Below are 12,469 nucleotides of genomic sequence, written 5' to 3'. Positions count from 1 at the left end.
GCCGTCATGCGAATCTCGGGGCCGTCGTGCCGCCTTTCGATTGGGCCTAGCTCGGCTCTTCTTTAGACGACACGACCATCTGAGGATGGGAGCCCGAGGCCCCCCGCTCTCCGAAGCCTGCAATGCACCCAAGTCCGACCTATCTAGGACCCTCGCCCAATAGGAAGGTCGGTGGGCTCAAAATGCAGACTGCGCGCGAACATTGTGCTCTTCGAACTGATCGATCGCGGCATATCCCTCATGTTCCTGATTTCAGATTGAAACGCACGAACACTCAATAAGTCATGACTTCGCCGGCTGCACGATCAATAAGGCAGAATCGTTCGAGCGCGTCGGTTTTCTTGATAAGCGCGGGGTCGCCGCGACGTCGACATAGTTCCTTCAGCCAAGCGTACATAGCCTGGCAGTCGACCTTGTAGAAGAAGTGAATCTTCGCCAAAATAGAAACAATCTCTCGGTAATTGGCCTCGCTGATAATCTCTGATAATCCCAGAACGCGTTCGAGCGCTTCGTTGGTCCACTCCTCGCGGGTATCGACCACCTCATCTCTTGCCAATGGCTGTTCGACATTGCGCACAACCGCGTCGGGGTGGCAAGTCCCCTCGAAGTCGACTATCAGATGCACTCGTGGCGTTGATGAGAAACACCCAGCGCTGTGCGGTATGCTCGCGTCGAGAAACCAAATCTCCCCGGATCTCATGTGGTAGGCTTTATCCAATTCTGTATTGGTACACTTTTCATTCGTTTCAAGGGCCAAGTGCACTCTTACGAACTTTGCATCCAGTTCCAAGTAATCACGGTGAGGAATGATACAAGCGTTGTCCGATATACGTATAATCCTAGCGTAACGTATAGCTTCCGTATCGAAGTGTGTCTCCATCAATTCGTTGAGATACGGTAAGGATTGGCCCAGAGGCGTTGCCACAGCTCGGGCATCGTGGCTGACGAGAGTATCCTCCTCCTGCAGTCCAGACTGGTTGCGGAGTACGCACGACTCCCACCTCCCGCAGGCGAAATCCGAATATGCGCTCGAGAACTTTGTGTTCGCTAAGATGTCTAGATCGGCTGCCAGCCGCGTTTTATTAAGACCGACTATACCTAAAATCTTCGTTGTCATTTCCAGCTCCGAGTTATCTAAGTTCAAAGAATCAAGTGTACTTTCAACTGACTCAATCAGGATATGCGCGTCGTGCCTCCTTCCGTCCCTCTTCCCTGAGAAAGCCATATGGCTCATTGCGCATTGCGCGAACCAGTACGGCCTCCATGTCTCTTGCGTTGACTAGCCTCGCGTAGGTCCCAGCTATGGGAAACTGCCGCAGAACATCTCTCATTTCGCAAACGTCACGCGTAGTATCGTGTGCAAGAAATGAATACTCAGGTCGGCCCTTGATGTCGCGAATATAAACCGCCGTCGACACATCAATCGGGCCTCCTCCGAAGTCGGCGAGCCCCCGCAAGTTGACCGTTTTGTTATAAGGCACATCCGCTAGCAGTTCGCACCTGTGCACATGTGTAAAGCTTGACGTCCCCAGGCCGACGATCAAACCAGCTGAGCGGCTTATGTCGCCAAATATCGAGTCTTCACCGAACGGGCTGCATTTCCACCAGTCTGTATCACACAGTTCGTGCATTCTCGGGCCGGTCACGACCATTGAATAGGCGGGATGTTTGGTGCGCCGGGCGAGGAGATGTCGCTGCGCAAGATCGGCCAACACTCCCGTTTCGGACCTGGTCTCTGTCCAATGAAAATGCTTCGTGGCGCAGTAACTCAATGTGAACGCTGGGAAAATAACCGTGCACGTCGCGGATACGCGCTCTATCGCGTCAAGTAGAATGGATGATACGTCATCCGCAGTTACATTCCTCAACGCTACAAGAGAAGAATGCAACACAATCGTGCTGGGGAGCTGTGTTTCAATGTATTCGATAACTTTTCCGAGCTCGTCCCGAAATTGGGCAGCCTGTCCGTTCCTGCCTGTGGTACCTGCTCGAGATGCGCTGCGAGCGACCGGTTGAATTCGCCTTGCCCACTCCTTGATCGACAGGTCTTGCTCTTGATAGACGTCCTTGCCGAACATGAGGCCGGTTTCGGCCAGCTTGAGCTGTATCTCGAGGAATCTCAGTGAATCAATCTCGCACTCCCGAGCTGTCATGCTGGGTGGTACCCATCGTCCCGTGACGGCGTGTACCGCAGCCAGCAAATGGTCCAATGGTGACTCCGTTGCATTGCAAGTCTGGTGTTCGGCAGGCTTCCCGTTCGCCCTGAGCGCCTGCTTGGCAGTTCTCTCAAGGGCGCGCTGGTCGAGTTTCCCATTGGCAGTACACGGGAGCTCGATAAGAGGCACGATGAGCCTCGGCACACGATCATTCGGCAGCGCATCCGACAGCCGCCGACGAACTTCATCCGCGTCGGCGCTCGCGGGCGTCACAATGCAGACCAGCTCCTGGCCCGTGCCGCCCTCTCTATCTACTACGACCACCGCCGAGTCCGCGCACAGGCCTGTTCGATCGATCGCGCTGGTAATTTCCCCCTTCTCAAGTCGGGTTCCTCGAAATTTGATCTGATCATCCCTTCTCCCGAGAAGTCGCAATCCATGTTCTTCCGATGCCATGACATAATCACCAGTGCGGTACAGCACTTGTTCGCCGTTGGCCGTCATGCATGGCACGAAGCGCAGTTTCGATTGGACTTCGTCAGCCACATAGCGTTGCGACGTCTGCACGCCTCCTAACCAGAGCTCGCCCTCGGCTTCAAACCCAACGTTACATTGGTTCTCATCGAGGACAAAGAAGTCGATGTTGCACGCTGGTTTGCCGGTGAACATTGGGAGGTCGGCATCATCACGACGGCAATAGTGGTAGTTAACGGCAACACAGCATTCGGTTGGTCCATAGCTGTTTATCAACGTCGCGTTGGGCAGAATCGAGTAAAATCGCCGCCTCATCGAATCCGGTAAAGATTCACCACCGCTGACTACATATCTGAGATCAGTGAACCGCTCCGCCATGGAGGGGAGACGTTCAAGAGTTCCAAGGAAGCGTCGCAACAGCGTTGGAACCATCTGGATGACGTTTGTGCCGCTTTGAATTAGGAACTCGATTGTTTGAATGACCTGTGCCTGCAGTTGGGTGGTGGGCAAGACTATTGCCCCGCCCGTCGCAAATGGTACGAAGAACTCAGGGATCGAGAAATCGAATGCTGACCGCGTAAGCTGCGAAATGCTGGCGCTCTCCGAGAAATCGATCATGTCGATATACCAGTCGATCAAATTCAGAAGAGCTGCCTGGGAAACCGGTACCCCTTTCGGGATTCCCGTGCTGCCGGACGTGTGCATGATGTACGCGACGTCTGGGAACGCTGGGCTGATGCGACGACGTGTCGGAAGTCGCTCAACGTGCATCGAACCACTTGGATCCTGACTAACTATTGCACTGGCGTTCGTCTTGTGGAGTATATGATCCAACCGCTGGTCGGATTCCAGCGGATCAACAGGGACTAAGGCAACGCGCAGCATTTGGGTAGCAAGAATGGCCGTGATCAAATCAACTGATTGGGGAAGCTTGATGACGACCGCATCACCGGGGCGGATGCCGATGGCCTCGAAGCGCTCCATAAGCCTGGACGCGGACTTCCCTAACTCCCGGTAGCTTACGCCGTCACCGTCGTTCGTACGCACAGCGGTGTTCGACGGAAACTTATCCAACGTCTGGGCAATAACATCGGCTATCTTGACGTGGCCGAAACGTAGCGGCCGGCGCGGACCGGACAGGGTTGGTATTAGAGTCTGCATCGTAGAGTTCCCCATTTCAGTTCTCCGTCAACCGCCCTGCAGTTTTCAGCCTTCAACCAGGCACATCGGTGTGAACCGTTTCGTCGCCGGCACCTGGTCGAAGGATGTCGTGTAGTCAGGCTGTCGAGCGAAATCAGCGGTACGGACAGCGAACGGCTCCGTTCTTGGGTGGACGTCACAGTTCACGACGCAAGGGCCGTGCCAACTCAGAAAGCTGGATTTAGTTCAGAATCTTGGCTTTTCGCGTCAGATTCTGTTTGCTCCGACGCAATTTTGTCAGGCTTCTGACAATGGACCAGCGAATTGGGTCGCGAGAGGCGCCGGGTCGCAGGCATACAGAGTGCGAGGAGGGGCAACTCCAACGGTGTTGTCACGTCAACTGACCGCGACCGACGGCCGGCATGAGCAAGCCCATGGAAATGAGCGTGATGTCGGGTGCGTGGGGGAGCCGGGCGACGTTGCAGGCCGCCAACGGTGCGCCGATGCCGACGAAGCACACGTCGTCACGATGCCGTAATGGGCCGGCGCTCCTCGAATAGCCAAGAAGGCGGCTGTCCCTCAGGGTGATGATTTTGGACGGGGCCGATTGTGTCGGCCCCAAGCATCAAGCGAGGGACAACCATGGACTGTTATGCAGGAACTGATGTGGCGTTTGCGTGGTGGATTCATCGGGCAAGATCGTGCGAGAGACGAAGGTGGCGAGCGAGCCCGAGGCACTGTTGCAGCAATTCCCGATCTGGGATTGCCGGTCATCCGCGTCGGCCTTGAGGCGGGCCCACTGTCGCAGTGGTAGCGCGAGGATCTGGTCGACGGCCGGCTGAGGTGGTGTTGCTGGAGACACGGCAATGCGGCACTGTCGGCGATGCCGGTGAAGACGGATCACAAAGATGCCCGCGGGATCGCGCAGTTGCTGCGCATGGGCTGGTACCGTCCTGTGCACGCAAGTCTGCAGATGCCCAGGAGGTGCGGGCACTGCTGGTCGGCCGTAAGCTATTGCGGGCCAAGCTGCTCGACATCGAGCTCAGCGTCCGCGGAATCCTACGCGGTTACGGGCTCAAGGTTGGCGAGGTGAGCGGGCGTTTCGAGGCGCGCATTCGCGATGTCATAAGGCCATGACATGCTTGCGACCGTGATCGGCGCGATGCTGCACGCCCGGGCCGCATTGTGGAACGAGTTTACCCGGCTGCACCGCGCGATGCTGAAGATTGCCTGCATGAGCGCGCCAGGTGTCGGGGCAATAGCTTCATACTACCCGCTATCAGTCGGGTGAGACGATTATCCGTTACCGTTTCCATCCCCGTTACGGGGAAACGGTTACTGTTGCCAGGCGCAATCGTCGTGGTGACGAGGTCAGTCTGACCATCCGCCAGCCTGACGGCACCCTGGCGCATCTGCCGATCTGGATAACGGAAGATCAAGCGAAGGCGATGATGATGACGGAGCGTCCCCGTTTGCCGCTGGCGTATCTGCACGAACTTCGTCTTGAGCTCGATGGCTGTCTAACCTTGCTGTGTGACGATTCCCGTGACGAAGGAGGAGACAAGCATGAAGCAACGGCAACCCTGTCACCGCCAATTCGATCTCTTCGTGCCCAAGACCCCACCGGTGCCGGTAGCAGCGTCCGAGCGGACGAAGTTATTGCCATTGGTGAGCGCGCTGCTGTCGGAAACACTCAGCGTCCCCGCAGTGACGGAGGCCGGCGATGAAGATCACGTCTGACCACCTGGCGCGCGGCGCCTTCATCTACATTCGGCAATCCACCGTCGATCAGCTTGCCAACACGTCAATATGGACTTGCCGACCGTACCCATGCTCTTGGCTGGACGGATGTGACAGTCATCGACGACCTTGGCCGCTCGGGGTCAGGCGTCAGTCGTCCGGGCTTCGAGAAGCTGTTGGCAGCGATCTGCGAAGGCCGCGTCGGTCCCGTCTTTGCGATCGAAGTGTCGCGGCTGCCGCGCAATGGACGCTACTGGCGCACGCTGATCGAATTTTGCGGACTGGTTGGCACGGTGATTGTCGATGAGGATGGAATCTATGAACCACGCCATCCAAACGATCGGTTGTTGCTGGGGATGAAAGGGGCGATGAGCAACTCGAACTGTGGCTCCTGCGGGCCCGTTCGATGGAAGCCTTGAAGCAGAAGGCACGACGGGGCGAGCTCTTCTTCACGGTAGCTGTCGGCTATATGAAAATGGGCCGCGACAAGATCGAAATAGATCCAGACCTGCGTGTGCGAGAGGCGATCGGGTTGGTCTTCACCCGCTTTGCCGAAATGCAAAGCATCCGCCAAGTGTTCTTGTCGCTTCGAAGCGACCAGGTCGCGTTGCCGTACCTCAACTCCAGGAACTCCGGACAACGGCAGGTGCTGTGGAAGCTTCCGGTCTGTACGACGGTGAGCAATCTTCTCACCAATCCTGTTTATGCCGGCGCTTACGCCTTTGGCCGAACCGGAAGTCGGACGATAATCGAAAACGGCCGCAAGCGAATCGTGCGAGGCCGTCGCAAAGATCGTTCAGATTGGGGTGTCTTGCTCATTGACCATCACGAAGGCTATTTGTCCTGGGCGGAGTTTGAAAGGAACCAACGGCTGATCGCTGACGATGCCAACGGCAAGCATGATGGCGCGCGGGGGCCGGTGCGCAAAGGACGAATTCTCCTCACTCTATGATGCGTTCGCAGCTCACTGTGCATGTACCGTGCCAAAGAAGAAAATCGCTTCTAAACAGCATGATGGCTCCCATACCGGCTACGTCGATGGTCCGACATCGGACAATGCGGAATGCGGTTGGATGACGTGTGATTGCGCTGTTCCCGCGGGGGATCCTGTCCGCCAGTCTTGGGGAATACGCGGCGACCGACACCTGCTGTCGGGTTTGTCAGGTCCGCGCCACGGTGCGGTGCGGCCCGGCGTCCTGCCGCACTCTAGTTGAAGGTTGAATAATAAGCAGAATATTTTTTCTTCGGCTCGATCAGCCTACTGGCACGAGATTTGCTCTTTTCAAAGCGAGGTGGCAGGAGCCGCCGACCCAAATCGCGAAGGCCTGAGCTCAATCCTTCCGATGATCGGCCGCGTTGCTGTTTGCAGGACGGCGGAAGAGATTGACGATCTGTCGTGAGTCGAAAGGAATCGCTGGCCCTATCAAAACGAATGCCGCCGATCATTGCAGATTCCGAGCCTAAGCCTCTACGACTTGGGCTGAGGTGACTGGCCTCGCTAGTCGCCAGGGAGGAGGTGATCGTCGCCGAACATTGGTGCAATCGAGAGCACGAGAGAGACGCAGGTCGACGGGAATGCCTATCCTCTGGGCACCTCTATGCTGTTGAAGACAGTAAAGGCATTACGCATCTGCGACCGACAACCGTCTTCTGGCCAATCTGTGTGCTCAGTCTGCTCTTAGACGCAGGGCCTGGATAGTAAGCTCCGATATGCTGAGGTATTTCAGCGCGCTGCAGGTCATGATGATCAAGAAAGGGAGATTGGGAGAAACATGTCGTCACTTCCAGTGCAGCAACACTCAACGTCAGAGATAGCGAGCGCGGTCCAATTGCTTTCGGCTCGCCGGCTGATCGTGAAGATTGGCTCCGCACTGATTGCCGATACAGAGACCGGAGAGGTACGCCGTCCTTGGTTAGAGACGCTGATAGAGGACGTCGTCCGATTTTTAGCCCGCGGGCAGCAGGTGATCATCGTCACTTCCGGTGCTGTCGCGCTTGGATCATGTCACTTCAATCAGCTGGATAGATCTCTGCGAATTGAGGAGAAGCAAACGGCCGCCGCGATTGGTCAGGTTCGACTTATGATTGCCTACGAACAGAGCTTAAAACGGCATGGGTTTGGCCTAGGGCAGGTATTATTAACACGCAAAGATATAGATGACCAGCATCGCTTCCTCAATGCGAGGTCAACCTTTCAACAACTTCTCAAAGTTGGCGTTGTACCCATTGTCAACGAGAACGACACAACCGCAACGGCCGAGACTTGTTTTGGTGACAATGATCGGTTAGCGGCACGGGTTGTGCAGATGGTAGACGCCGAGGTTCTCATTCTGCTTTCTAACATAGATGGTCTCTTCACGGAAGATCCACATGACAATCCGTTGGCCCGTCTGGTGACAGAGGTGCGATGTATTACCCCCGAAATAGAAGCCATGGCTGGTTACTCGCCTGCTCGCCATAGTTCGGGTGGCATGGTAACAAAGTTGGTGGCGGCAAGGATAGCCACGGACGCGGGCTGCAAAATGGTCATTGCGAAAGGAAACAAACCTTACCCGCTTGCTGCGATCGAGAACGGTGGCCCGTCAACATGGTTTTTTCCGCGCGCTAAAGACTGAGCTACCCGGGCACCTGTGCCGACTGTTTGCCGCAGACCTAAGGGGCGTGCGGCGTGGCTGGTTATTGAGGTCGTGGAGCTCTTCCTAAAGTTCATGCCCCATGCCCTTAGGCCCGACCATTTCTTGCTGAGCACGAGCAGCGAATGCGCCGCCTCATAGAGGGCCTGGGCCGTGCGGGCGAGGTCGTCGCCGCATCGGCTGACCTTGCCTGAATGTCGGTTTCACCGGATTGATAGCGTGCCGGGGTCAAGCCCAGATGTGCGCCCACATCCCTTGACCGGCGAAAGCGGTCCGGCTGATCGATCGTGGCATGGAAGGCGAGCGCAGTGATCGGCCCGACGCCGGGCGCGCTCATCAGCCGCCGTATAATTGCTCTTGGCGGGCGATATCGAGGACCTGCTTTGTCAGTCGCCCGAACTCGCGCAGCATCGTGGCCAGGATCGCCCAGGAGCGGCTCGACCAGCGCCATGACGATATTGTCGGCCAATCAGTTCGCGCACGCGATCGGCGAAGGCTGAACGGCTTGGCCTGCCAGTCTTAAGGCCGGCCTCCCGAAGAATCGACCTGACCACGTTCTCGATCGTCCGCATTTCGTTGAGGACCGTGCGTCGAGCGACGAGGAAGGAACACCAAAGCCGACACTGCTGGCTTTTCACATGCACCTGTCGGTACCAGCCGGTGCGCATGATCTGCGCTAGGGCGCGTGCGTCATTCCGATCCGTCTTGTTCGGCATCGTCTCATCGCTGCGCTGGCCTGTCGAGTTTCAATGCAGACGGCCGGCCATCCTTCGGCGCGGATACCATCATAAAGGCAGGCCGCCAGCGAGCAGGCTTCCAGTCCGATGCTTTCCAGCGGCAGATCGACTTTCGGGAGGGCATGAAGAGGTGCCTGTGGTTCACTCGCCGCCCGCCCTTCCTTCACAATCCGGCCGTTCTCATCGACGACACAGATGGCGGTCTCTTCCAAAGATACATCCAGTCCGGCAAAATACTTCATGGCTGCTCTTTCCTGATTTTTATGACGATCTACATCGACCACGTTCTCACATCTCGACAGGAGCAGCCGCCCTCATTTCAGCTAGGGGCCGACCCCAGTCACCCCATCTATTGAAGAAGGATCCCGCTTGGCTTTGAGGATGGCCTTGTCGCCGTTGTGATAGGCGAATGTGATCTCGATCGAGCCGTCGTCGAGCCATTCCGCGGAGCCGTCGCCGGTGACCTCGTCCATCTCGTCGAAGCCGACCCATGGTGAAGAAGACCGTTGAAGGACCGTAGCCGAGGTCGAGACCGGCCTGCAGAGAGCCGAAGGCGATCTCGCCGTGCTTGCCGCTCCGATGGTGATCGTGGCTGGTCCGCCGAGATCGAGATAGCCGCGATCCCATATATCAGCCTTGACGATGCGCCAGCGGCCGATCAGTTGGCAGCCTGCTGGCGCAATCATGTCGGCACCGTCAGCAGCTTCGGAAGCCGCACCAGATTGTACGCGGCGGCAGCGAAGGTGAAGGCCCACCCGACGCGGTCGCGCCCCCGGAACTTTGTCTTGTTCTGCCCGGCGACCGTCTTGATCCAGCCGAATGCCTCTTCGATGCGCTTGCGGATGCGCGGGCTGACACCATAGCCGGCGTGCCGTGTCGTGCGGCCATCGATTGCCGAACTGCGCCCGTTTCTGCGCCATGTGCTGCGTCACCTTCATCGAGCGCAGTTCACTGACGAAGTCTTCCGCCTCATAGGCATTGTCGGCACCGAGCGTGATCGCCCGGCCGGTCGGCACGCGGCTCAATCATGTGCAGTGCCGCCACCCGCTCAGCATGGCCGTCTGCGAATGTCAGGCAGGCGTCGACCAAAAGGCCGTGGCGGTTCTCCATCAGCCCATGCCCCATAAAGCAGAGCTTTGCATCTTTGCCGCGTCCCTTGCGGTAGAGCCTGGCGTCGGGATCGGTGGTTGAAGCATGCGTCTCATTGGACCGTTTCTGCCTGTGGAAGTCCGCTTCCACATTGCGCCCGCCGCCGTCGGCAGGTGGCTCACCCGCCCCATCTTGTGGCTTGACGCTCTATCGAAGCCAGGCCTCGCCCAGCGTGCCGTCGGCTGAAAGTGATCCGCAGCAAGGAACTTAGCCGCAATGTCACCCTCAAGCAGCCGGTCCCGGTTTTTCGAGACACCGAACGGTTCCAGGCCGGATCGTCGACGCCGATCCCGACAAACCAGCGAAACAGGAGATCATATTCCAGCTGCTCCATCAGCAGCCGTTCCGAGCGGATTGAGTAGAATTCCTGCAAAAGCATCGCCCTCAGAGCTTCTCCGGCGGGATCGAGGGTCGCCCAATTGGCGAATACAGCGCCGCGAATCCTCCGCCAGTGCCGACAGTGCCTCGTTCACGATCCCCTGGATGCGCGCAGCGGACGGTTTCACCGAACCCGCGCTTCAAGATCCACGTAGCTTATGTGAGGAGTGTCAAGGCTTTAGGCTCCGCATTTTGGGGTGGTCTGAGCCCGATTGCATGACCCGGCTCGTTCCCCGAGCCAGATCCAAGCTATATACGGTCGCTGTTCGAAGCAGCCGCACCAACATCCCGCTTACGGCGGACAAGGGCTCAGGAGACGAGACCATTCTGAGACAACGGCATTTTGAAGCCACGCTACGTGCCGGTTCGTCCACCTGGATCCGCCAGGACAGATCAGGTCCTGGAAGATAGCAGAATTCGGTGGATGTAGCGCATCGGGCGACCGTCATGGTTGCCCCCTTGAGACGTATTTCCACAGCGCCATGAGCAGCTTGCGGGCGAGCGCCACGGTCATCGTCTTTTTCAGCCGGGCGTTGTTCTGCTCACCCGCTCCTTGAACCATAAGGTGAGTGCCGACCGCGGCTGATGGCGCACCCACAGCCAGGCCATCTGGACCAGCGTCGTTCGCAGGCTCGGATTACCGGATTTCGACACCCCCTGCTCGTGATCGATCGCACCACTGTTCCTGGGCCGTCGCCGCCAGGCCGGCATAGGCGACAAGCTGTCGCTGGTTATCGTAGTGGCGGGACAAACCTTCCGGCCACAAGACGGCGGCAAACTCCGTTCCGATGCCTTTCAGAGCGAGCAGCATCGCCGGAGCGGGCGAGACGGCCAGCTCAGCAGTAGCATGGCGTCGCGTTCGGCCTGTACCATCTTGGTCTGGTCGATCAGCAGCTCGAGCCGGTCGAGTTCGCGGCCAATCTGCCGCTTCAGATGAACAGGCAACGGGCGACCATCGCCGGTCTTCAGTTCCTCCAGCCGCTCGCGCCGGTCGCGGCGCAACGGCTCATGGCCGGATATGCCTTGCGCAAACAGCAGCCTCTTGAAGCGATTGACGTGGGGTGTGCGCTCATTCGTCAATGCTTTCCGCTCGCGTGCAATACGGCGGCGATCTTCTTCCTCGGGTGTGGGAACCCGCAGCATCGCGCACACACGCGGCTCGCCTCGCTTGTAGGCAAGCAGCGACACGTACCAGCGCCTCGCCGTCGATCTTTCTTGGCCCGTCGCCGCCGACGCGACGTGGCGACCGAGGCCGGATCCACGACGTGGCTCTCGATCCCCTCGGCCTCCAGTACCCGGTGGACCGAGAAGCCGTCGAGTTCCGCTTCCTGGATCACGATGCTCGGAAAGCATGTCCCGGCTTCGCGCCTCAGCCCTCCGCTTGAGCTCGGGAAACCGCGCTAGCAGGTCGGCGACATCGCCCGCCGCCACCATGTGCTTCGACATCTTCTCTCCGCCACCCGGCACAGCGACGTGATTAGCCATGTCGAGCGGCTCAATTCCAACGACACAAAAATTGCCCCAAGATGGGTGCGGATAGCGGTCGGTGCTTCCAGCTGGCGAACTGCGGCTGGCATGTTTAGCTTCCAAGGTGAGATGTTTTGGCGACCTCACTTTGCCACCGCGCCGGTCGCTATCCCCTCCTCACGGGATCTGAATAGTTCGCCAGTCCGACTATCGCTGCCCCGCACGATTCATCCTCCAATCCCTTCAGAGAAAAATGAATCACGACCGCGGCCAAGAGCGAGCGCCTTTTTCAACATCCTGCTAAGCTAGACTAGAGGGTTTCTCCCGCACAAGCATCCGTGAACGCTGGTGGCGATCCACAAAATCAATGCATCGTCCTCGTATGCCGAGACAAGTGCGTGTCCCATGGTTGAATCGAAGTAGCTGCTGTCCCCCGGGGAAAGACGAATGTGCGCATAGTGTTGGGTATACAGCAGCACTTCACCCGACAGAACATAGAAGAATTCCTCCCCCATATGCTCGATTCTGGAAAACTCCTCAATCGAGTGCGCACGCACGCGCGTCAGCAGAGGCGTGAACTGTTTGGTTGAAAGGT

General features: G+C 57.9%; 8 protein-coding genes and 5 pseudogenes. 5 read left to right on the top strand and 8 right to left on the bottom strand.

From position 1 onward, the window contains the following. Positions 1-274 precede the first annotated feature (274 nt). A complete protein-coding gene (locus AC0L15_RS24075) occupies positions 275-1,117 on the bottom strand; it encodes an aspartyl/asparaginyl beta-hydroxylase domain-containing protein (RefSeq protein WP_473497280.1) in 843 nt (280 codons plus the stop codon). Positions 1,118-1,169: 52 nt separating this feature from the next. Continuing rightward, positions 1,170-3,791, bottom strand: a complete 2,622-nt coding sequence (locus AC0L15_RS24070; protein ID WP_473497278.1) for an AMP-binding protein — start codon at positions 3,789-3,791, stop codon at positions 1,170-1,172. 621 nt (positions 3,792-4,412) lie between these two features. Between AC0L15_RS24070 and AC0L15_RS24065 the strand changes: the two are divergent. The 4 genes and pseudogenes from AC0L15_RS24065 to AC0L15_RS24050 form a co-directional block, all read left to right on the top strand. After that, positions 4,413-5,037 (top strand): annotated as a pseudogene (locus tag AC0L15_RS24065) (IS110 family transposase); the annotation flags it as partial. Positions 5,038-5,336: 299 nt separating this feature from the next. Then, a complete protein-coding gene (locus AC0L15_RS24060) occupies positions 5,337-5,510 on the top strand; it encodes a hypothetical protein (protein WP_155249177.1) in 174 nt (57 codons plus the stop codon). A 110-nt stretch (positions 5,511-5,620) separates the two neighbouring features. Further along, positions 5,621-5,929 (top strand): recombinase family protein, encoded by a 309-nt coding sequence (locus AC0L15_RS24055; RefSeq protein ID WP_473497276.1) that lies wholly within the window; start codon positions 5,621-5,623, stop codon positions 5,927-5,929. Then, positions 5,917-6,462 (top strand): recombinase family protein, encoded by a 546-nt coding sequence (locus AC0L15_RS24050; RefSeq protein ID WP_473497274.1) that lies wholly within the window; start codon positions 5,917-5,919, stop codon positions 6,460-6,462. The genes AC0L15_RS24055 and AC0L15_RS24050 overlap by 13 nt, the downstream gene beginning before the upstream one ends. Before the next feature lie 379 nt (positions 6,463-6,841). Here AC0L15_RS24050 and AC0L15_RS24045 read toward each other — a convergent pair. Beyond that, positions 6,842-6,927, bottom strand: a pseudogene (locus tag AC0L15_RS24045) (IS6 family transposase); the annotation flags it as partial. Positions 6,928-7,282: 355 nt separating this feature from the next. Here AC0L15_RS24045 and proB point away from each other — a divergent pair. Further along, positions 7,283-8,125 carry a glutamate 5-kinase gene (gene proB / locus AC0L15_RS24040; protein WP_473497273.1) on the top strand — a complete coding sequence of 281 codons (843 nt, stop codon included), beginning with the start codon at positions 7,283-7,285 and terminating at the stop codon, positions 8,123-8,125. An 80-nt stretch (positions 8,126-8,205) separates the two neighbouring features. Here proB and AC0L15_RS24035 read toward each other — a convergent pair. From AC0L15_RS24035 to AC0L15_RS24015, 5 genes and pseudogenes are all read right to left on the bottom strand, one after another. Further along, positions 8,206-9,122, bottom strand: a pseudogene (locus tag AC0L15_RS24035) (IS110 family RNA-guided transposase); the annotation flags it as partial. Between the two features lie 81 nt (positions 9,123-9,203). Beyond that, the gene (locus AC0L15_RS24030; RefSeq protein WP_473497271.1) at positions 9,204-9,566 is read right to left on the bottom strand and encodes a hypothetical protein; all 363 of its coding nucleotides are present in this window, start codon (positions 9,564-9,566) and stop codon (positions 9,204-9,206) included. Next, positions 9,563-10,567, bottom strand: a pseudogene (locus AC0L15_RS24025) (IS5 family transposase). Before AC0L15_RS24025 ends, AC0L15_RS24030 begins: the two are co-directional and overlap by 4 nt. Positions 10,568-10,852: 285 nt before the next feature. After that, positions 10,853-11,984 (bottom strand): annotated as a pseudogene (locus AC0L15_RS24020) (IS110 family RNA-guided transposase). 195 nt (positions 11,985-12,179) lie between these two features. Further along, positions 12,180-12,469 (bottom strand): cupin domain-containing protein (locus tag AC0L15_RS24015; RefSeq protein WP_473497269.1); only part of this gene is annotated, 290 nt, incomplete at its 5' end.

The sequence above is a fragment of the Mesorhizobium sp. WSM4846 genome, from assembly GCF_055811415.1.
The sequence above is the reverse complement of the archived record's forward strand: the minus strand, read 5'-3'. Positions and strand labels throughout refer to the sequence as shown.

Excerpts from the sequence above, each read along its gene's own strand:
- AC0L15_RS24075 (WP_473497280.1), bottom strand. The coding sequence starts at position 1,117 with ATGACAACGAAGATTTTAGGTATAGTCGGTCTTAATAAAACGCGGCTG.
- AC0L15_RS24070 (WP_473497278.1), bottom strand. The coding sequence starts at position 3,791 with ATGCAGACTCTAATACCAACCCTGTCCGGTCCGCGCCGGCCGCTACGT.
- AC0L15_RS24060 (WP_155249177.1), top strand. The coding sequence starts at position 5,337 with ATGAAGCAACGGCAACCCTGTCACCGCCAATTCGATCTCTTCGTGCCC.
- AC0L15_RS24050 (WP_473497274.1), top strand. The coding sequence starts at position 5,917 with ATGGAAGCCTTGAAGCAGAAGGCACGACGGGGCGAGCTCTTCTTCACG.
- proB (WP_473497273.1), top strand. The coding sequence starts at position 7,283 with ATGTCGTCACTTCCAGTGCAGCAACACTCAACGTCAGAGATAGCGAGC.
- AC0L15_RS24030 (WP_473497271.1), bottom strand. The coding sequence starts at position 9,566 with ATGATTGCGCCAGCAGGCTGCCAACTGATCGGCCGCTGGCGCATCGTC.